This is a genomic window from Streptomyces sp. JLBJ103, assembly GCF_058215575.1.
On record NZ_CM177089.1, the window covers coordinates 676,549 to 700,667 of the forward strand.

Annotated in this window: 27 protein-coding genes; 19 read left to right on the top strand and 8 right to left on the bottom strand. The window is 72.5% G+C overall.

Annotated features, from left to right (window positions below; translation table 11 throughout):
* Positions 1-166 precede the first annotated feature (166 nt).
* Both AC4BEG_RS02855 and AC4BEG_RS02860 read left to right on the top strand, forming a co-directional pair.
* Positions 167-1,036: a helix-turn-helix domain-containing protein gene (locus AC4BEG_RS02855; RefSeq protein ID WP_490704324.1), complete on the top strand. Its 870-nt coding sequence runs from the start codon at positions 167-169 to the stop codon at positions 1,034-1,036.
* A gap of 9 nt (positions 1,037-1,045) precedes the next feature.
* Positions 1,046-1,294: a DUF397 domain-containing protein gene (locus tag AC4BEG_RS02860; protein ID WP_490704325.1), complete on the top strand. Its 249-nt coding sequence runs from the start codon at positions 1,046-1,048 to the stop codon at positions 1,292-1,294.
* A 4-nt stretch (positions 1,295-1,298) separates the two neighbouring features.
* Here AC4BEG_RS02860 and AC4BEG_RS02865 read toward each other — a convergent pair whose 3' ends face one another.
* A complete protein-coding gene (locus tag AC4BEG_RS02865) occupies positions 1,299-2,477 on the bottom strand; it encodes an 8-amino-7-oxononanoate synthase (protein WP_490704326.1) in 1,179 nt (392 codons plus the stop codon).
* A 160-nt stretch (positions 2,478-2,637) separates the two neighbouring features.
* Here AC4BEG_RS02865 and bioB point away from each other — a divergent pair, with 160 nt between their 5' ends.
* From bioB to AC4BEG_RS02885, 4 genes are all read left to right on the top strand, one after another.
* On the top strand, positions 2,638-3,924 hold the full coding sequence (gene bioB, locus AC4BEG_RS02870) for a biotin synthase BioB (RefSeq protein WP_490704327.1): 1,287 nt from the start codon (positions 2,638-2,640) through the stop codon (positions 3,922-3,924).
* Complete coding sequence (locus tag AC4BEG_RS02875) at positions 3,917-5,233, top strand: adenosylmethionine--8-amino-7-oxononanoate transaminase (protein ID WP_490704328.1); 1,317 nt, start codon at positions 3,917-3,919, stop codon at positions 5,231-5,233. The genes bioB and AC4BEG_RS02875 overlap by 8 nt, the downstream gene beginning before the upstream one ends.
* An 83-nt stretch (positions 5,234-5,316) precedes the next feature.
* Positions 5,317-6,021 (top strand): dethiobiotin synthase, encoded by a 705-nt coding sequence (gene bioD, locus AC4BEG_RS02880; RefSeq protein ID WP_490704329.1) that lies wholly within the window; start codon positions 5,317-5,319, stop codon positions 6,019-6,021.
* Between the two features lie 71 nt (positions 6,022-6,092).
* On the top strand, positions 6,093-6,773 hold the full coding sequence (locus AC4BEG_RS02885) for a class I SAM-dependent methyltransferase (RefSeq protein ID WP_490704330.1): 681 nt from the start codon (positions 6,093-6,095) through the stop codon (positions 6,771-6,773).
* Positions 6,774-6,983: 210 nt separating this feature from the next.
* Here AC4BEG_RS02885 and AC4BEG_RS02890 read toward each other — a convergent pair whose 3' ends face one another.
* Positions 6,984-7,355 (bottom strand): fic family toxin-antitoxin system, toxin component, encoded by a 372-nt coding sequence (locus tag AC4BEG_RS02890; RefSeq protein WP_201876289.1) that lies wholly within the window; start codon positions 7,353-7,355, stop codon positions 6,984-6,986.
* Complete coding sequence (locus AC4BEG_RS02895; protein ID WP_201876290.1) at positions 7,352-7,579, bottom strand: antitoxin; 228 nt, start codon at positions 7,577-7,579, stop codon at positions 7,352-7,354. The genes AC4BEG_RS02890 and AC4BEG_RS02895 overlap by 4 nt, the downstream gene beginning before the upstream one ends.
* 102 nt (positions 7,580-7,681) lie before the next feature.
* Between AC4BEG_RS02895 and AC4BEG_RS02900 the strand changes: the two genes are divergently transcribed.
* From AC4BEG_RS02900 to AC4BEG_RS02920, 5 genes are all read left to right on the top strand, one after another.
* Positions 7,682-8,491 (top strand): ABC transporter ATP-binding protein, encoded by an 810-nt coding sequence (locus tag AC4BEG_RS02900; protein WP_490704331.1) that lies wholly within the window; start codon positions 7,682-7,684, stop codon positions 8,489-8,491.
* An 80-nt stretch (positions 8,492-8,571) separates the two neighbouring features.
* On the top strand, positions 8,572-9,471 hold the full coding sequence (locus AC4BEG_RS02905; protein WP_490704332.1) for an LLM class F420-dependent oxidoreductase: 900 nt from the start codon (positions 8,572-8,574) through the stop codon (positions 9,469-9,471).
* Positions 9,472-9,537: 66 nt separating this feature from the next.
* Positions 9,538-9,963, top strand: coding sequence for a GNAT family N-acetyltransferase (locus AC4BEG_RS02910; RefSeq protein ID WP_490704333.1), 426 nt, complete (start codon positions 9,538-9,540; stop codon positions 9,961-9,963).
* Positions 9,964-10,170: 207 nt separating this feature from the next.
* On the top strand, positions 10,171-11,586 hold the full coding sequence (locus AC4BEG_RS02915) for a hemolysin family protein (protein WP_490704334.1): 1,416 nt from the start codon (positions 10,171-10,173) through the stop codon (positions 11,584-11,586).
* A complete protein-coding gene (locus AC4BEG_RS02920; protein ID WP_490704335.1) occupies positions 11,583-12,590 on the top strand; it encodes a hemolysin family protein in 1,008 nt (335 codons plus the stop codon). The genes AC4BEG_RS02915 and AC4BEG_RS02920 overlap by 4 nt, the downstream gene beginning before the upstream one ends.
* A gap of 40 nt (positions 12,591-12,630) precedes the next feature.
* On the opposite strand, the gene AC4BEG_RS02925 is transcribed toward AC4BEG_RS02920, so the two are convergent.
* Positions 12,631-12,927, bottom strand: coding sequence for a hypothetical protein (locus tag AC4BEG_RS02925; protein WP_490704336.1), 297 nt, complete (start codon positions 12,925-12,927; stop codon positions 12,631-12,633).
* A gap of 15 nt (positions 12,928-12,942) precedes the next feature.
* Complete coding sequence (locus AC4BEG_RS02930; protein WP_490704337.1) at positions 12,943-13,161, bottom strand: hypothetical protein; 219 nt, start codon at positions 13,159-13,161, stop codon at positions 12,943-12,945.
* 126 nt (positions 13,162-13,287) lie between these two features.
* Here AC4BEG_RS02930 and AC4BEG_RS02935 point away from each other — a divergent pair, with 126 nt between their 5' ends.
* The 3 genes from AC4BEG_RS02935 to mug are packed head-to-tail and all read left to right on the top strand — an operon-like array spanning position 13,288 to position 16,136.
* The gene (locus AC4BEG_RS02935; protein WP_490704338.1) at positions 13,288-14,070 is read left to right on the top strand and encodes an SGNH/GDSL hydrolase family protein; all 783 of its coding nucleotides are present in this window, start codon (positions 13,288-13,290) and stop codon (positions 14,068-14,070) included.
* Between the two features lie 58 nt (positions 14,071-14,128).
* The gene (gene purB, locus AC4BEG_RS02940) at positions 14,129-15,562 is read left to right on the top strand and encodes an adenylosuccinate lyase (RefSeq protein WP_490704339.1); all 1,434 of its coding nucleotides are present in this window, start codon (positions 14,129-14,131) and stop codon (positions 15,560-15,562) included.
* A gap of 28 nt (positions 15,563-15,590) precedes the next feature.
* Positions 15,591-16,136, top strand: coding sequence for a G/U mismatch-specific DNA glycosylase (gene mug / locus AC4BEG_RS02945; RefSeq protein ID WP_490706964.1), 546 nt, complete (start codon positions 15,591-15,593; stop codon positions 16,134-16,136).
* Between the two features lie 65 nt (positions 16,137-16,201).
* On the opposite strand, the gene AC4BEG_RS02950 is transcribed toward mug, so the two are convergent.
* Positions 16,202-16,639, bottom strand: coding sequence for a hypothetical protein (locus AC4BEG_RS02950; protein WP_490704340.1), 438 nt, complete (start codon positions 16,637-16,639; stop codon positions 16,202-16,204).
* Between the two features lie 183 nt (positions 16,640-16,822).
* On the opposite strand from AC4BEG_RS02950, the gene AC4BEG_RS02955 reads away from it, so the two are divergent.
* Complete coding sequence (locus tag AC4BEG_RS02955) at positions 16,823-18,019, top strand: ROK family protein (protein ID WP_490704341.1); 1,197 nt, start codon at positions 16,823-16,825, stop codon at positions 18,017-18,019.
* A gap of 21 nt (positions 18,020-18,040) precedes the next feature.
* Here AC4BEG_RS02955 and AC4BEG_RS02960 read toward each other — a convergent pair whose 3' ends face one another.
* Complete coding sequence (locus AC4BEG_RS02960) at positions 18,041-18,787, bottom strand: GntR family transcriptional regulator (RefSeq protein WP_490704342.1); 747 nt, start codon at positions 18,785-18,787, stop codon at positions 18,041-18,043.
* Positions 18,788-18,985: 198 nt separating this feature from the next.
* On the opposite strand from AC4BEG_RS02960, the gene AC4BEG_RS02965 reads away from it, so the two are divergent.
* Positions 18,986-19,732, top strand: a complete 747-nt coding sequence (locus AC4BEG_RS02965; RefSeq protein ID WP_490704343.1) for an SDR family oxidoreductase — start codon at positions 18,986-18,988, stop codon at positions 19,730-19,732.
* A 64-nt stretch (positions 19,733-19,796) separates the two neighbouring features.
* Here AC4BEG_RS02965 and AC4BEG_RS02970 read toward each other — a convergent pair whose 3' ends face one another.
* The gene (locus AC4BEG_RS02970; RefSeq protein ID WP_490704344.1) at positions 19,797-20,678 is read right to left on the bottom strand and encodes an RNA polymerase sigma-70 factor; all 882 of its coding nucleotides are present in this window, start codon (positions 20,676-20,678) and stop codon (positions 19,797-19,799) included.
* 146 nt (positions 20,679-20,824) lie between these two features.
* Here AC4BEG_RS02970 and AC4BEG_RS02975 point away from each other — a divergent pair, with 146 nt between their 5' ends.
* The 3 genes from AC4BEG_RS02975 to AC4BEG_RS02985 all read left to right on the top strand — a co-directional run bounded on the left by AC4BEG_RS02975 (position 20,825) and on the right by AC4BEG_RS02985 (position 24,030).
* Positions 20,825-21,655 carry an alpha/beta fold hydrolase gene (locus tag AC4BEG_RS02975; RefSeq protein WP_490704345.1) on the top strand — a complete coding sequence of 277 codons (831 nt, stop codon included), beginning with the start codon at positions 20,825-20,827 and terminating at the stop codon, positions 21,653-21,655.
* A 209-nt stretch (positions 21,656-21,864) separates the two neighbouring features.
* Positions 21,865-23,439, top strand: a complete 1,575-nt coding sequence (locus AC4BEG_RS02980) for an alkaline phosphatase D family protein (protein ID WP_490704346.1) — start codon at positions 21,865-21,867, stop codon at positions 23,437-23,439.
* A 54-nt stretch (positions 23,440-23,493) separates the two neighbouring features.
* Complete coding sequence (locus AC4BEG_RS02985; protein ID WP_490704347.1) at positions 23,494-24,030, top strand: DUF1990 domain-containing protein; 537 nt, start codon at positions 23,494-23,496, stop codon at positions 24,028-24,030.
* Positions 24,031-24,119 lie beyond the last annotated feature (89 nt).

The window sequence follows — 24,119 nt, forward strand, 5'->3', positions numbered from 1 at the left end:
GCTTACGCGTCAGAGTGCCATCGATGCCCTCCGTAACGGGGGCGATCCACCGGGTTATGCATATATCTGTCGCTCGAAGCGGTGAACTCTGCTACGGAAGACCGGATTTGGGCGGCAGACTGGGGAGCGAAAGGCGGTACAGGGGCGCGGGCGGGAGGGAGAACTCATGCGGTACGGCCCGGCGGTGCGCCGCCGCAAGCTGGGCGCGGAGCTCCGCCGCCAGCGCGATCTGGCCGGTCTCACCAGTGGGGAGACAGCGCGGCTGCTGGGCTGGCACCAGTCGAAGGTGAGCCGGATCGAGACCGGCCACAGCGGTGCCAAACCCGCGGATGTGGCACGGCTGCTGGATCTGTACGGGGTCGGTGATCCGGATCTGCGGGCGCTGCTGGAGGCGCTGTGCGGCGGGGGCTCCTCGGATCCGCACGAGTCACGGCGCGGCTGGTGGCACGCCTACCGCGATCTTCTGCCGCCCGCCTACCGGGACTTCATCAGCCTGGAGGCCGAGGCGTCACAGGCGTACACCCTGGAGACCACGGTGGTGCCCGGACTGCTCCAGACCCCGGACTACGCCCGGACGGTCACCCGGGCGGCACTGCCGGATCTGCCGCGGCGGCAGTTGGACGCGCTGGTGGAGGTGCGGATCGCCCGTCAGTCGGTGCTGTACGGCACCGAACCGCTGCGCCTGCACGCGGTGCTGGACGAGGCGGTGCTGCGCCGCGTGGTCGGCGGGCCGGAGGTGATGGCGGCCCAACTGCGGCATCTGACCACGCTGGCGGAGCTGCCTCAGGTGTGTGTACAAGTGCTGCCATATTCCGCTGGAATGCCCATTGGCATTACCAGTCCTTTCATTATTTTCTCTTTTCCGCACATTACTGACCTCGACGTGGTAGTTCTCGACCACCTGACGAGTAGCCTCTATCTGGAGCGGAAAGAAGACCTCCGGGCGTACAGCGCGGCGTTCGATGTCCTGCGCACCCACGCCCTGGCACCTGAGGAATCACTCACCTTCATCAGCAAAATCGGGGGCGGCGCCTGAGGGGGCTCCATGTCCGCACTGTCCGCCACATCCGCCACATCCGTCGACCCCGGCGGCTGGCTGCGCAGCAGCTACAGCGTCGGCATGAACAACTGCGTCGAGACGGCCCGGCTCGGTTCCGGACTGCTCGCCGTACGCGACTCGAAGAACACGGCAGGCCCCGCCCTGCTGTTCACCCCGTCGAGCTGGACCTCGTTCCTCGAGGGCCTGTCCGGCGGCGATTTCGGCCCCGGCCTTTCCCACGCCGCCGGGAGCTGATCCGTCAGGCGGTCGGTGCGGTCTCCAGGATCACGCCGACCGCCTGCTCGATCTGCTCGTCCGTCAGATCCGCGCGGGCGGTCAGCCGCAGCCGGGAGATGCCGTCGGGGACCGACGGCGGGCGGAAGCAGCCCACCAGCAGCCGGGCCGCACGGCAGTCCGCGGCCCATCGCACGGCCTGCTCCGGCGACGGAGCCCGCACCGACACCACCGCGGCGTCCGGCCGCACCGCGGCAAGACCCGCGGCGGTCAGCCGTCCGTGCAGCGCGGTGGCGACCGTACGCGCGCGGGCGGCCCGTTCCGGCTCCCGGGCCAGCAGCCGCAGACTCGCCAGCGCCGCGCCCGCCGCCGCCGGGTTCAGACCGGTGTCGAAGATGAAGGTACGGGCGGCGTTGACCAGATGCTCGATCACCCGGGCCGGCCCCAGAACCGCCCCGCCCTGGCTGCCCAGCGACTTCGACAGGGTGGCGGTGACCACCACCTGCGGCGCGCCCGCGAGTCCGGCCGCGTGCACCGCCCCTCGCCCGCCCTCACCGAGCACCCCCAGCCCGTGGGCGTCGTCCACCACCAGCGCCGCGCCGTGCGACCGGCAGGCCGCGGCCAGCGCGGGCAGCGGGGTGGCGTCGCCGTCGACGGAGAAGACCGAGTCGGTGACCACGAGCGCCCGGCGGCCCCGTCCCCCGCCCGCCTCGTGGCGCTCGGCGTCCAGCACCTTGTGTACGGCTGCGGGGTCGGCGTGCGGCACCACCTCGACCTCGGCGCGGGAGAGCCGGCAGCCGTCGATGAGCGAGGCGTGGTTGCCCGCGTCGGAGACCACCAGCGCGGCACGGTCGCTGAGTGCGGAGACGGCGGCCAGATTCGCGGCATATCCGGATGAGAACACCAAAGCCGCCTCGAAGCCGCAGAACTCCGCGAGTTCCTCCTCCAGCGCGGCGTGCAGCTCGGTGGATCCGGTGACCAGCCGTGACCCGGTGGACCCCGCGCCCCAGTGCCGCGCCGCCTCCGCCGCGGCGGCCGTGACCTCCGGATGCCGGGCCAGCCCCAGATAGTCGTTGCTCGCCAGGTCCAGCAGCGGGGAGTCGGCGGGGCGAGGGTTCAGACGGCGGACCAGTCCGGCGCGGGCGCGCCGCTCGGCTTGCGCGTCGATCCACTCGAACGGGTCGTCCTGCCGGTCCTCGGCCATACGCTGTCCTCGCCTTCCACGGGGCACCAACTGTGGGGTCCGGATAGAACGTAGTCCTCTCCATGCGTGGTCACGGTGTGGCAATACCCACACCCCCAACTCGCGGTCTTGTACAGATCCTCCTTTGCCGGGAGCGGTGGCGTAGGACAGGATCGGCGCCATGGACCTGCTGAACACGCTGGTGGACAAGGGGCTGCGGCGCGAATCGCCGACCCGCGAAGAGGCGCTCGCCGTGCTGGCGACCTCCGATGACGATGTGCTCGATGTGGTGGCCGCCGCGGGCAAGGTGCGCCGCCACTGGTTCGGGCGGCGGGTGAAGCTCAACTATCTGGTCAACCTCAAGTCGGGCCTGTGCCCTGAGGACTGCTCGTACTGTTCGCAGCGGCTCGGCTCGACCTCGGAGATCCTCAAGTACACCTGGCTGAAGCCGGACCAGGCGGCGGCCGCGGCGACCGCGGGAGTCGCGGGCGGCGCCAAGCGGGTGTGCCTGGTCGCCAGCGGCCGCGGGCCGACGGACCGGGATGTGGACCGGGTCTCGCAGACCATCGCCGCCATCAAGGACCAGCACCAGGACGTGGAGATCTGCGCCTGCCTCGGGCTGCTGTCGGACGGCCAGGCGGAGCGGCTGCGGGAGGCCGGTGCCAACGCCTACAACCACAACCTCAACACCTCCGAGGCCACCTACGGCGACATCACCACCACCCACACCTACGCCGACCGGGTCTCGACGGTGCAGCAGGCCCAGGCGGCCGGTATGTCCGCCTGCTCCGGGCTGATCGCGGGCATGGGCGAGACGGACGAGGACCTGGTCGACGTGGTCTTCTCGCTGCGCGAGCTGGACCCGGACTCGGTGCCGGTCAACTTCCTCATTCCGATCGAGGGCACCCCGCTGGCCGGGGACTGGAACCTCTCCCCGCAGCGCTGTCTGCGGATCCTGGCCATGGTGCGGTTCGTCTGCCCGGATGTGGAGGTGCGGCTCGCGGGCGGACGCGAGATCCATCTGCGCAGCCTCCAGCCGCTGGCCCTGAACCTGGCGAACTCGATCTTCCTCGGCGACTATCTGACCACCGAGGGCCAGACCGGCAAGGAAGACCTGGCGATGATCGCCGACGCGGGCTTCGAGGTGGAGGGCACCGACACCACCACCCTGCCCGAGCACCGCGCCGACGCGCTCGCGGCGGCCGCCGGAGGCTGCGGCTCGCACGCCGGGGCGGCCGGGGGCTGCGGTTCGCACGGCGCCGAGGGCGGGGGCTGCGGTTCGCACAGCACCGAGGGCGGGGGCTGCGGTTCGCACAGCACCGAGGGCGGGGGCTGCGGTCCGTGCGGTGACCCCGCGTCCGAGCCCGAGGCCGAGCCCGCCGCGGTGGCGGCGCGCGAGGAGTCCCACGCCGATCTGGTCGCGGTGCGCCGCCGGGGCGTGGGCACGGATCTGCCGCCCAATGCCTGAGCCGCTGTCGGCCGGTGAGCTCCGGGAGCTGGACCGGGAGCACGTCTGGCACCCGTACGGCCCGATGCCCGGCCGTGAGGATCCGCTGGTGGTGGAGTCCGCGTCCGGGGTCCGGCTGCGGCTGGCCGAACCGGTCGAGGGCGTCGGTGAGCTGGTGGACGGGATGTCGTCGTGGTGGTCGGCCATCCACGGCTACAACCACCCGGTGCTCAACGAGGCCGCGCGCGGCCAGCTGGGGCGGATGAGCCATGTGATGTTCGGCGGGCTCACCCATGAGCCCGCCGTCCGGCTGGCCACCCGGCTGGTGGAGATCACCCCCGAGCCGCTGCGCCATGTCTTCCTCGCCGACTCCGGTTCGGTGTCGGTCGAGGTCGCGGTCAAGATGTGCCTCCAGTACTGGCGGTCGCTCGGCCGTCCGGAGAAGCGGCGGATGCTGACCTGGCGCGGCGGCTACCACGGCGACACCTGGCAGCCGATGGCGGTGTGCGACCCGGACGGCGGGATGCACCGGCTGTGGTCGGGGGTGCTGCCCGAGCAGATCTTCGCGGACGCCCCGCCGCCCGGTTTCGACGCCGACCCGGACCCTGCCTACCAGGCCCAGCTGCGCGACCTGGTGGCCCGGCACGCCCATGAGCTGGCCGGGGTGATCGTGGAGCCGGTGGTCCAGGGCGCGGGCGGGATGCGCTTCCACTCCCCCGCGCTGCTGCGACTGCTGCGCGAGGTGTGCGACGAACACGACGTCCTGCTGGTGTTCGACGAGATCGCCACCGGCTTCGGCCGGTCGGGCGCGCTCTTCGCGGCCGATCACGCGGCGGTGAGCCCCGATGTGATGTGTCTGGGCAAGGCGCTGACCGGCGGCTATCTCACCATGGCCGCCACCTTGTGCACCGCGCGGGTGGCGGAGGGCATTTCGCGCGGTGAGGTGCCGGTGCTCGCCCACGGCCCGACCTTCATGGGCAATCCGCTGGCCGCGGCCGTCGCCAACGCCTCGATCGACCTGCTACTCGGCCACGACTGGCGGCAGGAGGTCAAGCGGATCGAGGCGGGACTGCGCGACGGGCTCACGGACACGCGCGAACTGCCGGGCGTCCGGGACGTACGGGTACTCGGCGCGATCGGCGTGGTCCAGCTGGACCGTCCGCTCGACGCGGCGGGCATGGCCGCGGCGTCCCGGGCCGCGGTCCGCGAGGGCGTCTGGCTGCGACCGTTCCGCGATCTGCTGTACACCATGCCGCCGTACATCACCGGCGACGACGACCTGGCCCGGATCTGCGCCGCGGTACGGGCGGCCGCGACCGCGGCGGGCTGACGAACGGACAGCCGCGTCCCGCCGTCCGGCGGATCTCCTCCGCCGGACGGCGGGGCGCGGATCTCAGCGAAAGGCACGGACAGATGTCAGTACTGGTCGTCTCGGGCACCGGCACCGAGATCGGCAAGACCGTCACCACAGCGGCCGTCGCCGCCGCGGCCCTGGCCCGCGGCCGGTCGGTGGCGGTGCTCAAGCCCGCGCAGACCGGGGTCGGCGCGGACGAGCGGGGCGACGTCGCCGAGGTGGCCCGGCTCGCCGGGCAGGTCACCACCCTCGAACTCGCCCGCTACCCCGAGCCGCTGGCCCCGGACACCGCGGCGCGCCGCTCCGGACTTCCGGCGGTCCGTCCCCATGAGGTGGCGGAGGCGGCCGAGAAGCTGGCCGCCGACCACGATCTGGTGCTCCTCGAGGGCGCGGGCGGACTGCTCGTACGCTTCGACGAGGAGGGCTCGACGCTCGCCGACGCGGCCCGGCTGCTGGCCGCTCCCGTCCTGATCGTCGCGCATCCCGGCCTCGGCACGCTCAATGTGGCCACGCTGACCACGGAAGCGCTGACCGCCCGGGGGCTTGACTGCCCGGGGCTCGTCATCGGCAGCTGGCCCGCCGACGCCGATCTCGCCTCCCGCTGCAATGTGACCGACCTGCCCGCGTCGGCGGGCGTACCCCTGCTCGGCGTCCTGCCGGAGCGGGCCGCCGCGCTCGATCCCGCCGACTTCCGCGCCGCGGCGCCCGGCTGGCTGGCCCCGCAGCTCGACGGCACCTGGAACCCGGCGGCGTTCACGGCGTAGCCTCACCCCCGTCCTGGGCAGAATCCCCCTACCGGTCCTCGACCGTTCCGCTGGAAAAAAGGGGGATCCCGATGCCCATCCGCCGCCGCACCGCACCGCCCGACACCTTGCACCACCCGCTCTTCGCCCGCTGCTGGGACCGGCTCAGCGTCGTGGCCGACGAGCGGGGCGGGGTGGCGGAGCTGCGCAGTGAGCTGCTGTCCGGGCTGTCCGGCCGGGTCATCGAGATCGGAGCGGGCAACGGCCGGAACTTCCCGCACTACCCCGAGACCGTCTCCGAGGTCGTCGCCATCGAACCGGAGCGCCATCTGCGGCGGCTGGCCGCGCGGGCGGGGCTGCGGGCGGCGGTCCCGGTGGATGTGGTGCCGGGGGTGGCGGAGGCGCTGCCGGTCAAGAGCGAGGCGTTCGACGCGGCGGTGGCGTGTCTGGTGCTGTGTTCGGTACGCGATGTGCCGCGCGCCCTGGCCGAGCTGATGCGGGTGCTCAAGCCCGGCGGGGAGCTGCGCTTCCTGGAGCACGGCCGGGCGGACGGCCGGGTGATGGCCACGACGCAGCGGGTGCTGGACCGTACGGTGTGGCCGCTGATGTTCGGCGGTTGTCACACCGCGCGGGAGGTCCGGGCGGAGCTGGCGGCGGCCGGTTTCGAACCGGCCGGGCACCGGCGCCTGCGGGTTCCGGAGCGGGGTGTGCCGCTGCCGACGTCGTCCTGCGTGCTGGGGACGGTCCGCCGCCCGGCGCTTCCGGGCGCGTAGGCCCTGTCCGGCGGATCTTCGCGGGCCCGCGACGCCTGGCACGGCACCTCGCCGCGTTGTCGGGATCGTCCGAGTACGCCCAGTACAAGGACGACCCCCCCGCCTTGCGATCCACCGCACCAGACACCGCGGGCTGATCCACGAAGATCCACCGGACAGGACCTAGGGTGTCGGGAGCGGGGCGGCTCCTGTGACGACGGGCCCTGGGCGCTACACGCTCCAGCTGCGCAGCTCGTCGGCGATGGTACGGACATCGGCGGTGCCGTCCTTGACCAGCCGGGCCAGATCCCGCACCCGCTCCGGCGAGGTGGCGATCTTCAGCCCGCTCGCCACGAGATAGGCGTAGGCGACGGCGGAGGCGAACAGCGCGTTGCCCCGCTCCAGGGCCGGGACCAGGAGCAGCAGTTGCAGCAGCGCGGCGGCCCGCTCCTGGGGGTCGGTGTAGACGGGGGTGCCGAATATCTCCGCCTCATGGCGGCTCACGGCAGCCACCAGCGCGCCGTAGTCGGTGACGCGCGGATCCCCGGGGGTGTGGTGTTCGGCGATCATCAGCAGCCAGGCGAGATCGATACGCACGGTCAAGGGCGGGGCTCGCCCTCCTTGCCGAACTCCTCGTCGAAGACGGCGCGGTACTGCTTCATGAAGTCGGCGGCGGCCGCCACGAAGGTGTGGCCCGCCTCGCCCGCGTCCTGGCGGACCAGCTCCTCGATATAGCGGTTCATACTGATCCCCCGCTGGAGAGCACGCTCCCGGGCCACCTCGGCGGTGGCCTCGTCGACCCGTACGTTCAGCTGTGTCTTCGCCACACGGCCACGCTAGCGCATATTTGCTAGCGCCTTCAAGGGCGCGCCATAGCGGCCGGATCCTTACCATCGAGGTCTGAAACCGTTCCGAAACGGGGAGGCAGGGTGTCCACACCGGCGGCGACGAAGAAGGACGGATTCGCGGAGGGCGGAGCCCGCGCGGCGGCCCGCGCACGCTCCCTCACCAAGGCGTACGGCGTCGGCGAGACGGCCGTGATCGCCCTGGACGCGGTGGACGTGGAGATCGAACAGGGCCGATTCACGGCGGTGATGGGCCCGTCCGGATCCGGCAAGTCCACCCTGATGCACTGTCTGGCGGGGCTGGACACGGTCTCCTCGGGCCAGGTGTGGCTGGGCGACACCGAGATCACGGGCCTCGACGACCGGCAGCTGACCCAGCTGCGCCGGGACCGGGTGGGCTTTGTGTTCCAGTCGTTCAATCTGCTGCCCACGCTGAACGCGGCCGAGAACATCACGCTGCCCATGGACATCGCGGGCCGGCAGCCCGATCCAGCGTGGCTGGACCGGGTCATCGACACCCTCGGGCTGCGGGACCGGCTGAAGCACCGGCCCGCCCAGCTGTCCGGCGGCCAGCAGCAGCGGGTGGCCTGCGCCCGGGCGCTGGCCTCGCGCCCCGACCTGATCTTCGCGGACGAACCGACCGGCAATCTGGACTCGCGGTCGGGTCTCGATGTGCTGGGCTTCCTGCGGGAGGCGGTCGACGAACTCGGGCAAACGGTGGTGATGGTGACCCATGACCCGAGCGCCACCGCCCACTCCGATCTGGTGATCTTTCTCAGCGACGGCCGGATCGTGGACCGGATGGAGCGGCCCACCGCCGAAGCGGTGCTGGAGCGGATGCAGATCTTCTCCCAGACCTCCGCCTCCGAGGCCGGATCGGATCCGCTGGGCTGAACCCGAACTGGGCCCTCGCCACACCAACCGGAGCCGGTCTCCGGTACGTTGATCACCACCGTGATCCTGGAGGGGGATTTATGACCAGGCCATTCCGTTTTGGCGTCAATCTGCTCGCGCTGGAGTCGGGTGAGGCATGGCGGACGAAGTGCCGCCGGGCCGAACAGCTCGGCTACGACGTGCTGATGGTGCCCGACCACCTCGGAATGCCCGCGCCGTTCCCGGCCCTGGTGGCCGCCGCCGAGGTCACCGAGCGGCCGCGGCTCGGCACCTTCGTGCTCAACCTGGGGTTCTGGAACCCCGCGCTGCTCGCCCGTGAGGTGGCCACCTGCGACACGCTCACCGGCGGTCGGCTGGAGCTGGGGCTGGGCACCGGCTACGTCAAGACCGAACACGACAGCGCCGGGCTGCCGTTCGGCTCGCCGAAGGAGCGGGTGGACCATCTGGCGCACACCGTGGGCGAGTTGGAGCGGCTGTTCGGCGACCCCGAGCAGCAGCCGCGGCCCGCGCAGACACCGCGCCCGCCGCTGCTGCTGGGCGGCAACGGCAACCGGCTGCTGCGACTGGCCGCGCGCCACGCGGACATCGCGGCCTTCACCGGGGCGGCACAGGCGCCGGGACAGCCGCCGGGAACCATGCACCTGATCAGCCCGGAGGCGCTGGAGGAGCGGGTGGCGGCCTACCGGGGCTTCGCCGCGGAGGCGGGCAGGCCCGCCGACGGCGCCGAGCTCAACTATCTGCTCCAGGTGGTCGCGGACAGCGGCAACCGCCGCGCCACCGCCCGCGACCTGGGTCGCTACGGGCCGGAGCTCAGCGAGGAGGAGCTGCTGGCCCACCCCGCCCTGCTGCTGGGCAGCCCCCAGGAGATGGCCGACCAGCTGAGGACGCACCGTGAGCGGTTCGGCTTCTCGTACTTCACCGTGCTGGAGCCGAACATGGAGGTGTTCGCGCCGGTGATCGAGGAGTTGCACGGCAGCTGAGGCCGGCCTGCTCCACGGGGAAAAGTCCGTCGACGCCGCGGCCCGTCCGATGATGGGATGCCCGCTGTGAACGATTTTCGGATACGGGCCGCGACACCCGACGACCTCGATGCCGTGCTCGCCTTCTGGAAGCGGGCGGCCGAGGGGACGAGCATCAGCGACGACCGGGACGGGGTGACCCGGCTGCTCGCCCGGGACCCGGAGTCGCTGCTGCTGGCCGAGCTGGACGGCGTGCTCGCCGGAACCGTGATCGCGGGCTTCGACGGCTGGCGCTGCCATCTGTACCGGCTGGCCGTCCACCCCGGTTGGCGGCGGCGCGGGGTGGCGACCGCGCTGCTGAAGGCGGCCGAGGAGCGGTTCGTCGCACTCGGCGGACGCCGCGGGGACGCCATGGTGCTCAAGGAGAACGCGCTCGCCCAGCACGCGTGGAGCGCGGCGGGCTACGCCCCCGAGCCGCAGTGGAGCCGCTGGGTCAAACCCCTCGGCTCCTGACGCCTCGCCCGCCCAACCTCGGTACTTTGCTCGTCCTTTACCATGGACGCAGAACATGGTGCTTCGATGCGCCGTGATCTTGTCGACCCTTCAGCCTTCAGTCGAAAGGTGTGAGCGTCCGCCCATGGGCGAGCCTCCCAGTAGTACCCGGAGCCGACATCGCGCGTTCCTTCCGTCCCTGCTGGATCATGGGACGGAGGTGAACCGATGACCGAAGTCCTCCTCCTGGCCGTGTCGCTCCTGCTGGCGCTGGCCTGTGGCGCCTTCGTCGCGGCGGAGTTCTCGCTGACCACGGTCGAGCGCAGCGAGCTCGAGCGGGCGGCGGAGCGCGGGGAGCGGGGCGCGGCGAGCGCTCTGAAGGCCGTGCGGAGCCTGACCTACCAGCTCTCCGGCGCACAGCTCGGTATCACCGTCACCAACCTGATCGTCGGCATGCTCGCCGAGCCGTCGGTGGCCGCCCTGCTGGCCGGGCCGCTCACCGCGATCGGCGTCCCGGCCTCCGCCGTCCCCTCGGTCGCCCTGGTGACCGGGACCGCGCTGTCCACCGTGGTGCTGATGGTGGTCGGTGAGCTGGTCCCGAAGAACTGGGCGATCTCCCGGCCGCTGCCCGTCGCCAAGGCCGTCGCCACCCCGCAGCGCGTCTTCAGCGCCGTGTTCCGCCCGCTGATCACCCATCTCAACAACACCGCCAACCGCACCGTGCGCCGGATGGGTCTTGAGCCCGCCGAGGAGCTGGCCTCCGCGCGCGGACCGCAGGAGCTGATCGCGCTGGCCCGGCACTCCGCCAAGGAAGGGGCGCTGGAGAAGGACACCGCCGAGCTGTTCGTCCGCACCCTCAACCTGGCCGGGCTCACCGCGCAGAGCGTCATGACCCCGCGGGTGCAGGTCATCGCGCTGGACGAACGGGCCACCGCCGAAGACGTGGCCAACGCGACCCGCGCCACCGGACTGTCCCGCTTCCCCGTCTACCGCGGCAGCCTGGACGCCGTCGCCGGTCTCGTCCACATCAAGGACGTTCTGGCGATCCCCGCCGAGGAGCGGTTGCGCCACCCGGTGTCCTGGCTGGCGCGCGAACCGCTGTTCGTCCCCGAGTCGCTCACCGTGGACCGGCTGCTGGACCGGCTGTCCGCCAAGCGCAGCATGGCCGTGGTCATCGACGAGTACGGCGGTACGGCCGGGGTGGTCACCCTGGAGGACATCGTCGAGGAGGTGGTCGGCGAGGTCCGCGACGAGCACGATCCGCATGAAACCCCTGATCTGGCCCCGGCGGGCGAGGACGCGGAGGGCCACGCGCTGTACGACGCGGACGGCTCGGTCCGCGTCGACCAGCTGGAGCAGGTCGGGCTGCGGGTGCCCCCAGGCCCGTACGAGACGCTGGCCGGGCTGCTCGCGACCGAGCTGGGCCGTATCCCCACCGTCGGGGACATCGTCGAGCCGGCGGGCTGGCGGCTGGAGGTGGTGAACGCGGCGGGCCACCGGGCCGCCCGGGTCCGGCTGCGGGCCCCGCTGCCCGGTGCGGACGAGGGCGCCGAGACCGCCGAGGACAACAGCGGTGGCAGGGCCACCGGCCGGGGCCGCAAGGGCTCCGGTCGCACCAAGGGTGACAAGGGGGCGGGCCGATGACCGCGGTGCAGCTGATGATCGGTCTGCTGACGCTGGTCGTCAACGCGTTCTTCGTGGGCGCCGAGTTCGCCCTGATCTCGGTCCGGCGCAGCCAGATCGAGCCCCATGCCGAGCGGGGCGACCGGCGGGCGCGCGCGGTGCTGTGGGGCCTGGAGCATGTCTCCGCGCTGCTGGCCGCCGCACAGCTGGGCATCACCCTGTGCACCCTGGTGCTGGGCGCCGTCGCGGAACCGGCCATCGCGCATCTGATGGAGCCGGTCTTCCACGCGGTCGGGCTGCCGCTGGGGCTGGTCCACCCCGTGTCGTTCGTGATCGCGCTGAGCCTGGCGACCTATCTGCACATGCTCTTCGGCGAGATGGTGCCGAAGAACGTGGCGCTGGCCGAGCCGGTGCGCACCGCGCTGATGCTCGGCCCGCCGCTGGTCGGGCTGGCCCGTGCGCTGCGTCCGGTGATCTTCGCCATCAACGCCTTCGCCAACGGTCTGCTGAAGCTGTTGCGGGTGGAGCCCAAGGGCGAGGTGGCGGCCACCTTCTCGGACGATGAACTGGCCCGTATGGTCTCGGACTCCAGTGAGGCCGGGCTGCTGGACGACCGGGCCACCGATCGGCTGCGGGAGGCGCTGGAGCTGGGCCGCCGCCGGGTGCGGGACGTGGTGCTGCCCATGGAGCGGGTGGTCTCCGCACAGCTCGGTGTGACCCCCGAGGAGCTGGAGGAGCTGTCGGCCAGGTCGGGCTTCTCCCGGTTCCCGGTGGTCGACGACTCCGGGCGGATCACGGGCTATCTGCATGTGAAGGACGCGCTGGGCGCCGACCGGCCGCGCGATGTGCCCTTCCGCCCGGACCAGCTGCGGCCGATTCCCCAGGTGCGGTCCCGGACACCGCTGGACGACGTGCTCACCGCGATGCGCGACAGCCGTACCCACCTCGCGGCGGTGATCGGCGCGGAGGAGCGGCTGGAGGGGCTGGTGACCATGGAGGACGTGCTGCGCGAGCTGGTCGCCTGAGCCCGCGCCGGGGCGGTCCCGGCGAGGGCCGCCCCGCCCCTCACTCCTCGGCCCGTCTGGACTCATGGGCGATGATGCACGCCTGCCAGTGCGCCAGCGCCTCGGCCCGGCCGCCGCCACTCTCCTCGGCGACGGCCAGCAGCGCGTCGGCGGCCATCGCGGCGAGCCGGACCGCGACCCGGCACACATCGCGCGTCTCCAGCGGCTCCAGCAGGGCCGCCGCGCCCTCTCCGTCGTCCGCGAGCGCGGCGGCGACGATGGCCATGGTCGTTCGGTCGCATTCAAAGGCATCCACGCCGAGCACACTGCCCCGCCGGACCCGGAGGGAACCCGGCACGGTCCAACCGGACTATCACCCCTGGGCACGCGGCCCCGGCCGGGTCGCCGAGGGGTCGTAGCGGAAGACGACGTACTCGATCCGGCCGATCACCTTGACCCTGGTCGTACGGCGGTAGAGCTCCGGCGGCCGGAAGATGTTGTCGTCGAAGATGTCCGCGCCGGGCGCCACATTCCAGCTGACGGTCGTCCCGTTCCGCGCGCCGCCCTCGAAGTAGATGTGGGTCATCGCCATGCGGCTCATCATGCTCGCGACCGGCGGCCCGCGCAGCACACCGGCACGGGAACACCCGCGCGGGGTGGCGATGAGGTGGAAATACCGACCGGGCGGTCTGGAGTCCGGGATAGGATCGTCCGCGCCATGCAGACGAACATCACCTACACCAGCTTCGCCGCCCTGGGCGACTCCTTCACCGAGGGCATGTCCGATGAGCTCCCGGGCGGCGGCTACCGCGGCTGGGCGGATCTCCTCGCCGGGCGGCTCGCCGCCCGCACCCCCGGCTTCCGCTACGCCAACCTCGCGGTGCGCGGCAAGCTGATCGGCCAGATCGTCGACGAGCAGACCGGTCCGGCGGCGGCGATGGGCGCCGACCTGGTGACGCTGGTGGGCGGACTGAACGACGTACTGCGGCCGAAGTGTGACGTCGGCCGGGTGTGCGCCCTGCTGGAGGAGGCCGCGGAGCGGCTGGCGCCGAGCTGTGGGCGTCTTGTGCTGATGCGCAGCCCGGGGCGGCGCGGTCCGGTGCTGGTGCGGTTCCAACCGCGTATGGAGCAGCTGTTCTCCTTCATCGACGAGCTGGCCGCGCGCCATGACGCGACGGTGGTGGACCTGTACGCCTCCGAGGCGCTGGGCGACCCCCGGCTGTGGGCCGACGACCGGCTGCATCTGAACGCCGAGGGGCACCGCCGGGTCGCCGAGGCGGTGTGGCAGGCGCTGGGGCACGAGCCGGAGGCCGACTGGGACGCCCCGCTGCCACCGCCGGTCCGGCCCGGCTGGGTCGCCCGGCGCACCTCCGACGCACGGTTCGCCCGGGAACATCTCGGACCCTGGATCGTGCGGCGACTGACGGGCCGTTCCTCGGGCGACGGGCGCGCTCCCAAGCGCGCCGAGCTGCTGCCGTACCCGGCGCCGGGCAAGGGCTGAGACCGGCGCCGACGGGGGCCGGTCTGGCCTGCGCGTTCGGCCAGTAGACTCTGTGCACGTGACTGCTAAGCCGCGCATCCCGAACGTCCTGGCCGGCCGCTACGCCTCGGCGGAGCTGGCCGTCCTGTGGTCCCCCGAGTACAAGGTGACGCTGGAGCGGCGGCTGTGGCTCGCCGTGCTCCGCGCCCAGAAGGACCTCGGGATCGAGGTGCCGGACGCCGCCCTCGCCGACTACGAGCGGGTCCTGGAGAACGTGGACCTGGCCTCGATCGCCGAGCGCGAGAAGGTCACCCGCCACGATGTGAAGGCCCGGATCGAGGAGTTCAACGCCCTCGCCGGTCATGAGCATGTGCACAAGGGCATGACCTCCCGCGACCTCACCGAGAACGTGGAGCAGCTCCAGATCCGGCTCTCCCTGGAGCTGGTGCGGGACCGCTCGGTGGCCGTACTGGCCCGGCTGGGGAAGCTGGCCGCCGACCACGCCGAGCTGGTGATGGCGGGCCGTTCGCACAATGTCGCGGCGCAGGCCACAACGCTCGGCAAGCGGTTCGCGACCGCGGCGGACGAGCTGCTGGTGGCCTACGGACGGCTGGAGGAGCTGCTCGGCCGCTATCCGCTGCGCGGCATCAAGGGCCCGGTGGGCACCTCGCAGGACATGCTCGACCTGCTGGGCGGGGACGCGCGGAAGCTGGCCGAGCTGGAGCAGCGGATCGCCGGCCACCTGGGCTTCGCGCAGGCCTTCACCTCGGTCGGCCAGGTCTATCCGCGGTCCCTGGACTACGACGTGGTCACCGCGCTGGTGCAGCTGGCCGCGGCCCCGTCCTCGCTGGCCAAGACGATCCGGCTGATGGCCGGGCACGAGCTGGTGACCGAGGGCTTCAAGCCCGGCCAGGTCGGCTCGTCCGCGATGCCGCACAAGATGAACACCCGCTCCTGCGAGCGCGTCAACGGCCTCGCGGTGATCCTGCGCGGCTATGCCTCGATGGCCGGGGAACTGGCGGGCGACCAGTGGAACGAGGGCGATGTGTCCTGCTCGGTGGTGCGCCGGGTCGCGCTGCCGGACGCGTTCTTCGCCTTCGACGGGCTGCTGGAGACCTTCCTGACGGTGCTCGACGAGTTCGGCGCCTTCCCCGCCGTGGTCGCCCGTGAGCTGGACCGCTATCTGCCGTTCCTCGCGACGACGAAGGTGCTGATGGGCGCCGTGCGGGCCGGGGTGGGCCGCGAGGTGGCGCATGAGGCGATCAAGGAGCACGCGGTCGCCGCGGCGCTGGCGATGCGCGAGCGCGGCGCCGAGCGCAATGAACTGCTGGACTCCCTCGCCGGCGATGAGCGGATCCCGCTGGACCGGGCCGCGCTTGAGGAGCTGATGGCGGACAAGCTGTCCTTCACCGGCGCCGCCGCCGACCAGGTCGGCGCCGTGGTGGCCCGGATCGAGGAGATCGCCAAGCGGCACCCCGAGGCCGCGGCGTACACGCCCGGGTCGATCCTCTGACCCCGGCGGCGAGCCGGTGTCTCCCTCACTGACGCCCGAGGAGCTGGAGGCCGCCCGCGACCGTCTGGTGCCGGATGTGATCGCGGACGGTCTGCGGGTGCTCTTCTGCGGTATCAATCCGGGGCTGATGACGGCCGCGACGGGCCACCACTTCGCCCGTCCCGGCAATCGCTTCTGGCCCGTGCTCCACGCCTCGGGCTTCACCCCGCGCCGTCTGGACCCGTCCGAGCAGGCGGAGCTGGTGGACTACGGACTCGGCATCACCAATGTCGTGGCCCGTGCCAGCGCGCGGGCGTCGGAGCTGAGCGAGACGGAGTACCGGGAGGGCGGCCGGATCCTGGAGGAGAAGGTGCTGCGGCTGCGGCCCCGGTGGCTGGCCGTGGCCGGGGTGACCGCCTACCGGATCGCCTTCGGGGACAAGCACGCGGCGATAGGCCCGCAGACCAGGACCATCGGCGACACCCGGATCTGGGCCCTGCCCAATCCGAGCGGGCTCAACGCGCACTGGACGCTCGCGACGATGGCGGAGGAGTTCGGCAGGCTCCGTGCGGCGGCGGAGGAAGCGGAGGGCTGAGCGTCCCCCAGGGGCGCGGCCCCGCAGGCCGGTAACGGCGCCTCGCGGCAGGTCCCGCGGAGCGCTCAGTGCCCGGCCGCGCCGAGGTCCAGATCCTCGGCTATGGCCACCACCAGCTGGAACGGCAGCTCCCGGCCCGCCTGCCCCACCCCCAGCGCGACCCAGCGCCCGTCCGCCCGCCAGACGCACAGCTCGGGGACATGGCGGCACAGCACATCCAGCGGGGGCGGCACCGGCTCGCCCATGGCCGAGCGCTCCAGATACCCGGTGAGGTCCAGCACGTCGGGGGCTCCCCACCGTAAGGACAGCACCTGGACGAGCGCCCGTAGCTCGGCCTCGAACTCCTCCTCCGCCTCCCGCACCCGGACCGCGTCCGCCTCCCAGAACTCCTCGCTCACCCGGAGATCGGCAACACGGCATCCCGAACCGCGCTGCGCGGGCAGGGCGTCGGCGCGCAGCCGGTCGATCGTGGCCAGATACCGGGCGGTGGTGCTGCTGGTCATGCTGTCAGTAAACAACGCGGGTCGGACATGTGGCCCTCCGTCAGGGTCCGGGCGTCCGGCGCCGGCTCACGCTCCGCCGCGCGGAGGAGCCGATTCGCCCGCTCCCGAAACGGGGGCCACTCGCCGCCTTGGCCCCCAGCGGCTACGATCCGGCAGACACGGACAGCGAGGGAGGCCGACGACGTGGGGCGGCTCACCGGCGGGGACCCGTCCCTGCTGCGGCGCATCAACTCCGCGGTGGTGCTGCACGCGCTGCGCGCGGCGACGGCGGCCGGTTCCGCCGCCCGTACGCCCGGGGCCGCGACCCTCACCGATCTCACCCGGGTCACCGGACTGTCCCGGCCCACCGTCGAGGGGGTGATCGACGGGCTGATCGGCAGCGGGCTCGCGGTGGACGTCCCCGCCGAGGAGGGCGGGGCGCGTCGCCAGGGGCGTCCCGCGCGCCGGTTCCGGTTCCGGGCCGAGGCCGGACATCTGCTGGGCATCGAGATAGGGGCGCACCGCATCGCCGCGCAGCTGTCGGACCTCGACGGGCGGGCGCTCGGCTCGACGGTGCGGGAGGTCTCCGAGAAAGCGCCGGTGGACGAGCGGCTGGAGCGGGTGCGCGGCTCCGTCGCGGATCTGCTGCGGCGGGCCGGGGTGGCGCGCCATTCGCTGCGCGCGGTCGGGGTGGGCAGCCCGGGGGTGGTCGAGGCCGACGGCTCGGTGCATCTGTGCACCGCCCTCCCGGGGTGGACCGGACTGCGGCTCGGGGAGCGGCTGCGGCGGTCCTTCCGCTGTCCGGTGCTGGTGGAGAACGACGCCAACGCGGCGGCCGTGGCCGAGCACTGGAAGGGCGCGGCGCTGGGCTCGGACGATGTGGTGTTCGTGCTGGCCGGGCTGAGTCCGGGCGCCGGATCGCTGATCGGGGGGCGGCTGCACCGGGGGTTCGGGGGCGCGGCCGGGGAGATCGGCGCGCTGCATCTGCTGGGCCGGGAGGCGACCCCGGAGGTGGTGCTGTCCACCACCGGGGAGCCGCTGAACCCGCTGGACGAGGCGCAGGTGGCCGGGGTCTTCGCACGGGCCCGGGAAGGGGACGTGCGGGCGCGCGCCGCCGTGGACCGGTTCGTCCGGCGACTGGTGCACGATGTGGCGGCGCTGGTGCTGGCGCTGGACCCCGAGGTCGTGGTGGTGGGCGGCTGGGCCGCGGGGCTTGACGGAATGCTGGAGCCGCTGCGCGAGGAGCTGGCCCGCTACTGTCTGCGGCCGCCGCAGGTGGCGCTGTCGCTGCTGGGTGAGGCGGCGGTGAGCACGGGCGCGCTGCGGCTGGCCCTGGACCATGTGGAGGCGGAGCTGTTCGCGGTGGAGGGTACGGTCACGGCCCGCCGCGCCGGTCCCTGACCGGCGGCGGGTGGCGGGTGCTCAGCCCGCCAGCAGTTCCTCGGAGTCGTGCGGATCGCCGAAGGTGAGCCGGCAGGTGTCGGCCCGGTAGGTGGCCACGGCGACGGCGACGGTGCGCCCGGCCGCGACATAGCGGGTGGTGACCACGAGCACGGGGGCGCCGGGCAGCCGGTCCAGCTCCTTGGCGTCGTCCGCGCGGGCCGAGCCGAGTTCGACGGACCGCTCCCGTCCCTCCAGCTCCAGCCGGCGCAGCTCGCGCAGCACGGCGCGGGCGCGGGCCAGCCCGCTGGGGGTGTCGATGGCGGCGAGGCCGGGCACGGACTCGGCCGGGACGTAGAGCAGCTCGGCGGCGAGCGGCAGCCCCTGGCCGATCCGGGTGCGCCGGACGCGGTGCACGGGGGTGTCGGGGTCGGTCTCGAGCAGCCGGGCGACGGCGGCCGGGGGCACCGCCTCGACGCTGTCGACGCAACTCCAGGCGTCGGCCCCGCCGTCGGTCCAGCCGTGGGTGGAGTCACCGACGGCCACGCCCACCCGGGGCGGGGCGACGGTGGTGCCGACGCCGCGGCGCCGCTGGAGCCTGCCTTCCAGCTCGAGCTGTTCCAGGGCCTGGCGGAGGGTGGCGCGGGCGACTCCGAAACGGGCCGCGAGCTCACGCTCGTTGGGCAGGATCTCCCCGACGGCGAACTCGGTGTCAAGCGCGTCGCTCAGCACGGTCTTCAGGTGCCAGTACTTGGGCTCCGGCACCGATTCCAGGTCCGTGGTCCCCACCCTGTCCCCCTGTTCTCCGCACCGGCTTGTGCGTGCTCACCGGTTTATGCGTGCTTCTTTATTAAAGGTTGTTGCAGTATCAATGCGACCATAAAGCGGCCTGCGTACTTGGTCAAGACCAATCCGCGATCAGCTAGGCTCGATGATCGCTGGATCCGACAGCCGGACCAGGGCAGAACACGGGGCGGGAGTGGGACGATGGACCAGGTCACGGTGGTCACCGGCGGCAGCCGTGGAATCGGGGCGGCGGTGGCCGTACGGCTCGCCCGCGCCGGGCACCACATCGCCATCGGCTACGAGCGCGCGCGGGACGCGGCCGAGCGCAGCGCGGCGGCGGTGCGGGCCGAGGGGGTCTCCGCGGTGGTCGTCCAGCTGGACACCAGCGTCGAGGACCAGGTCGAGGCGCTGTTCGACACCGCCCGGAAGGAACTGGGCCCGATCACCGGGCTGGTCAACAACGCCGGGATCACCGGGCCTCTGGGCCGGTTCACCGAGACATCGCCCGAGGTCATGCGCCGGGTGGTGGACGTCAATGTGACCGGTGCGCTGCTGTGCGCACGGCGGGCGGCCCGCGAGATGTCCACCCGCCTCGGCGGCCAGGGCGGCGCCATCGTCAACATCTCCTCGGGCGCGGCGACCACCGGCAGCCCCGGGGAGTACGTCCACTACGCGGCCAGCAAGGCGGCGGTGGACACCATGACCGTGGGGCTGTCCAAGGAGCTGGCCGGGGAGGGCATCCGGGTCAACTCGGTCCAGCCCGGAATGACGCTGACCGATATCCACGCGCAGATGGGCGACCCGGAGCGGCCGTGGAAGGGCGCGGGCCGGGTGCCGATGGGGCGGCCCGGTGAACCGGAGGAGATCGCGGGCGCGGTGGCCTGGCTGCTCTCGCCGGAGGCGTCGTACACCACCGGCGCGATACTGCGGGTCGCGGGCGGGATGTGACGGACGGATACCGTCGGACGGACGGATCCCGTCGGACGGACGGGATTTCGTCATCCGACCGCGCTCAGCGGGCGAACGCGGCCAGCTTGTCGGGGTTGCGCACGATGTAGACGGACTGGATCCGGCCGTCGGCCACATCGAGGCTCCACACCGAGTCCGGCACACCGCGCGAGAGCAGCAGCACCCCCGGCCCGCCGTTGATCTCCGTGATGACCAACTCCGGCTCCTCGATGGGTCGCTGGGCCACGCCGAGCAGGAAGCGCCCGATCTTGTCGGCCGTCTCCAGCACCCGCAGCGGCGCCTTGGCCTTGCCGCCGCTGTCGCCGACCAGCCGGGCGTCGGGGGCGAGCAGCGCGAGGAGCTGTTCGATGTCCCCGCCGGTGGCGGCGGCCAGGAACTTCTCGGTCAGCTCCCGCTGTTGCTCCGGGTTCACCTCGAAGCGCGGTCTGCGCTCGTCCACATGGCGCCGGGCTCGGCCGGACAGCTGGCGTACCGCCGCCTCGCTGCGGTCCAGCGTCTCGGCGATCTCGCCGTACGGAAAGCCGAACGCCTCGCGCAGGACGAACACCGCGCGCTCCAGGGGCGACAGCGACTCCAGGACGACCAGCACCGCGAGCGAGACCGTCTCCGAGAGCAGGGTGCGCTCGGCCGCGTCCGGGGCGGTGTGCCCGAGATCGGTGGCCATCGGTTCGGGCAGCCACGGGCCGACGTAGGACTCCCGGCGGGAGGTGATCTGGCGCAGCCGGTCGATGGCGAGCCGGGTGGTGATCCGCACCAGGAAGGCACGCGGATCGCGGACCTGCTCGCGGTCGGTGCCGGACCAGCGCAGCCAGGTCTCCTGGACGACGTCCTCGGCGTCGGCGACGCGACCGAGCATGCGGTAGGCCACTCCGGTCAGAACGGAACGGTGCGCTTCGAAGTCGTCGGTCGCGGTGTCGGTGGCCACGGTCCCATCCCACCCGACGCGGCGCGGGTTGTCCAGGCGGATCGATCACCGCCGTCCACTGGGTCTACCCGACGGTAACTCGTACTGACATGCTGTCTCATACGCCTGCCCGGCAGATCATGACGCGCCGACCCGAGGAGCCCTCCATGGCCGCGACCCTCTCCTTCCCCGTCGACACCCCCGGCGGCCCCCGCACCGCCCGGGTGGTCCACGAGCGGCGGGGCACCGGGCGCCCGCTGGTGCTGCTGCACGGCATCGGCCACCACTGGCAGGCGTGGGAACCGGTATTGGACATCCTCGCGGTGGAGCGCGATGCCATCGCCGTCGACCTGCCCGGTTTCGGCGCCTCTCCCGCGCTGCCGGACGGGGTTCCGTACAGCCTGGAGGGCGTGGTGCCGGTGCTGGGGGCGCTCTTCGAGGCGCTGGGCGTCGACCGCCCCGATGTCGCCGGGAACTCACTCGGCGGGCTGCTCGCCCTGGAGCTGGGCCGGGTCGGTCTCGTACGGTCCGTCACCGCGCTCTCCCCGGCGCGGTTCTGGAACGAGGCCGAGCGCCGCTATGCCTTCGGGGTGCTGAGCGCGATGCGGATGGGCGCGCGGCGACTGCCGCCCCCGCTGGTGGACCGGCTGGCCCGCAGCGCGGCCGGGCGGGCGGCGCTCACCGGCACCATCTACGCCCGCCCCGGGCGGCGTTCCCCCGAGGCGGTGGTGGCCGAGACCCGAGCGATGCGCGAGGCGGTGGGCTTCGAGGCGACGCTCGCGGCCGGGGGCGCCGGGCTGTTCACCGGGGATGTGGCCGATGTGCCCGTCACCATCGGGTGGGGGTCGCGCGACCGGCTGCTGCTGCGCCGTCAGGGGGTGCGCGCCAAGCGAGTGATCCCGGGGGCGCGGCTGGTGCGGCTGCCCGGCTGCGGACATGTCCCGATGAGCGACGACCCGGCACTGGTGGCCCGGGTGATCCTGGACGGCAGCCGCTGACCGCAGGCCGCCGGCCGCCGGGCGATGGCCGCTGACCGAACGCCGCAAGGGGGATCCTCCGGCGGCGCCCACTTCCCCCGGCACGCGGGCCGGTTGTTCACTGTCCGTTCGGGCACCGGGCACCTCGCACCGATAGCAACGAGAGTGGCACAGCGGCACAGTGGCAACGCACGGCACAGCGGCTCTTCGAATCACACGGGAGGTTCCACATGGTGCGGGATTCCGGCGGGCGGATGGGGCGACGGGCGGTACTGCGGGGTTCGGCGGCCGCCTCGGCCGCGCTCACCCTGCCCACCGTGGCACCGGCCGCGCCCGCCCAGGCGCTGTCCGGACGGCCGAACGCCCGGTGGGGCGTCCAGGTGGGCGATGTGACGATGTCGTCCGGACTGGTGTGGGTGCGCTCCGACCGCCCGGCCCGGATGATCGTCGAGACCTCCGCGACCGAGTCCTTCACCCGGCCCCGGCGCTGGCAGGGCCCGCTGGTCGGCCCCGGCACCGACTTCACCGGCCGGACGGCGCTGCGCGGGTTGCCGTCCGGCAGCCAGGTGCACTACCGGGTGCTGCTCGCCGACCCCGACGATCCGCGCCGCACCGGGGAGCCGGTGTACGGCACATTCCGCACCGTCTCCGCGAGCCGCCGCGACGGGGTGCGCTTCGTCTGGTCCGGCGACCTGGCCGGTCAGGGCTGGGGCATCAACCCCGACCACGGCGGCTTCCGCATCTTCGAGGAGATGCGCCGCCGGAACCCCGACTTCTTCCTGTGCAGCGGCGACAACATCTACGCCGACGGCCCGTTGACCGAGAGCGTCACCCTGCCCGACGGTTCCACCTGGCGGAATGTGGTCACTCCGGAGAAGACCAAGGTGGCCGAATCCCTGGACGAGTTCCGCGGCGCCTTCCGCTACAACCTGCTGGACACCGCTCTGCGCCGGTTCCACGCCCAGGTGCCGACGATCACCCAGTGGGACGACCACGAGGTGCTCAACAACTGGTACCCGGGCGAGATCCTCACCGACGCGCGCTACACCGAGAAGAACGTGGACGTGCTGGCGGCGCGCGCCCGGCAGGCGTTCGCCGAGTACTTCCCCATCGGCACCCTGCGCCCCGACGGCGAGGGCCGGGTCTACCGGGTGCTGCACCACGGCCCGCTGCTGGATGTCTTCGTCCTGGACCTGCGCACCTACCGCAACGCCAACTCGCCCGGCCGCCAGCCGGAGGACACCCAGGGAGCCCTGGGCGCGGAGCAACTGGCCTGGCTCAAGCGGGAGCTGTCGCGGTCACGGGCGGTATGGAAGGTGATCGCCTGCGATATGCCGCTGGGCCTGGTGGTGCCGGACGGAAGCACCGACATCGAGGCCGTGGCGCAGGGCGACCCGGGCGCGCCGCTGGGCCGTGAACTCCAGCTGGCCGAATTGCTGCGGCATATCAAGCACCGGAAGATCACCGGCACGGTGTGGCTGACGGCCGACGTCCACTACACCTCGGCTCAGCACTACGACCCCTCGCGGGCGGCGTTCAAGGACTTCGCCCCGTTCTGGGAGTTCGTCTCCGGACCGCTGAACGCGGGCGCCTTCCCCGCGGTGAAACTGGACGGCACCTTCGGACCCGAGCAGCCCTTCGTCAAGGCGCCGACCCGGGCGAATGTCAGCCCCGCCGAGGGCTTCCAGTTCTACGGCGAGGTGGACATCGACGGGGACAGCGGGGAGATGACCGTCCGGCTGCGCGAGGACGGCGGACAGGTGCTGTTCACCAAGGTGTTGCGGCCGGGCCTGGTCGGTCAGTAGCTCTCCCCGCGGTATGCCGCGCGGTGCGCCCGCCGCGCGGCGTACGGTACGGACATGACGTCCACCGGCGACCCGGACACTCCCGCCTCCCGGCTCACCTATCCGGAGGTGGGCGCCACCCGGCGGTGGCCGTTGCCGGGCGGCTATCACCAACTGCGGGTGCGCACCGCCGTCGGCCACGGGCCCGCGGTGTTCGAGCGGGCCGGGCGGGCGGTGCTGGACTGGCGGATGCACCGGGCGGTCGGGGTCTCCATCCGCTCCTCGGAGCCGGTCGCCACCCCGGGGCGGCCGGTCGTGGTGGGCCTGGGCGTGGGGCGGCTTCGGCTGCGAGCGCCCTGCGAGGTGGTGTGGACGGTCGCGGACGGGTCGCGGACCGGCTTCGGCTACGGCACGCTGCCGGGCCATCCGGAATGCGGTGAGGAGTCGTTCGTCGTGGGTCTGGAATCGGACGATTCGGTGGTGCTGACGGTGACGGCGTTCAGCCGCCCGGCGGCGTGGTACTCGCGGATGGCGGGTCCGCTGGTGCCCGTCTTCCAGCGGGCGTACGCACGGCGCTGTGGCCTGGTGCTGCGGCGACTGGCAGCCGCGTAAGCGGAACTACCACCTTCAAAGGTTTGATTTCGGACAAAACAACCTTCTCACCTCAGACCATCGCTTAACCCTCCGGACACATCGTGTTC

Bases quoted from the DNA above. Each gene is read 5' to 3' on its own strand.
- AC4BEG_RS02855 (WP_490704324.1), top strand. From the start codon at position 167: ATGCGGTACGGCCCGGCGGTGCGCCGCCGCAAGCTGGGCGCGGAGCTC.
- AC4BEG_RS02860 (WP_490704325.1), top strand. From the start codon at position 1,046: ATGTCCGCACTGTCCGCCACATCCGCCACATCCGTCGACCCCGGCGGC.
- AC4BEG_RS02865 (WP_490704326.1), bottom strand. From the start codon at position 2,477: ATGGCCGAGGACCGGCAGGACGACCCGTTCGAGTGGATCGACGCGCAA.
- bioB (WP_490704327.1), top strand. From the start codon at position 2,638: ATGGACCTGCTGAACACGCTGGTGGACAAGGGGCTGCGGCGCGAATCG.
- AC4BEG_RS02875 (WP_490704328.1), top strand. From the start codon at position 3,917: ATGCCTGAGCCGCTGTCGGCCGGTGAGCTCCGGGAGCTGGACCGGGAG.
- bioD (WP_490704329.1), top strand. From the start codon at position 5,317: ATGTCAGTACTGGTCGTCTCGGGCACCGGCACCGAGATCGGCAAGACC.
- AC4BEG_RS02885 (WP_490704330.1), top strand. From the start codon at position 6,093: ATGCCCATCCGCCGCCGCACCGCACCGCCCGACACCTTGCACCACCCG.
- AC4BEG_RS02905 (WP_490704332.1), top strand. From the start codon at position 8,572: ATGACCAGGCCATTCCGTTTTGGCGTCAATCTGCTCGCGCTGGAGTCG.
- AC4BEG_RS02915 (WP_490704334.1), top strand. From the start codon at position 10,171: ATGACCGAAGTCCTCCTCCTGGCCGTGTCGCTCCTGCTGGCGCTGGCC.
- AC4BEG_RS02920 (WP_490704335.1), top strand. From the start codon at position 11,583: ATGACCGCGGTGCAGCTGATGATCGGTCTGCTGACGCTGGTCGTCAAC.
- AC4BEG_RS02930 (WP_490704337.1), bottom strand. From the start codon at position 13,161: ATGGCGATGACCCACATCTACTTCGAGGGCGGCGCGCGGAACGGGACG.
- AC4BEG_RS02935 (WP_490704338.1), top strand. From the start codon at position 13,288: ATGCAGACGAACATCACCTACACCAGCTTCGCCGCCCTGGGCGACTCC.
- AC4BEG_RS02950 (WP_490704340.1), bottom strand. From the start codon at position 16,639: ATGACCAGCAGCACCACCGCCCGGTATCTGGCCACGATCGACCGGCTG.
- AC4BEG_RS02965 (WP_490704343.1), top strand. From the start codon at position 18,986: ATGGACCAGGTCACGGTGGTCACCGGCGGCAGCCGTGGAATCGGGGCG.
- AC4BEG_RS02975 (WP_490704345.1), top strand. From the start codon at position 20,825: ATGGCCGCGACCCTCTCCTTCCCCGTCGACACCCCCGGCGGCCCCCGC.
- AC4BEG_RS02980 (WP_490704346.1), top strand. From the start codon at position 21,865: ATGGTGCGGGATTCCGGCGGGCGGATGGGGCGACGGGCGGTACTGCGG.
- AC4BEG_RS02985 (WP_490704347.1), top strand. From the start codon at position 23,494: ATGACGTCCACCGGCGACCCGGACACTCCCGCCTCCCGGCTCACCTAT.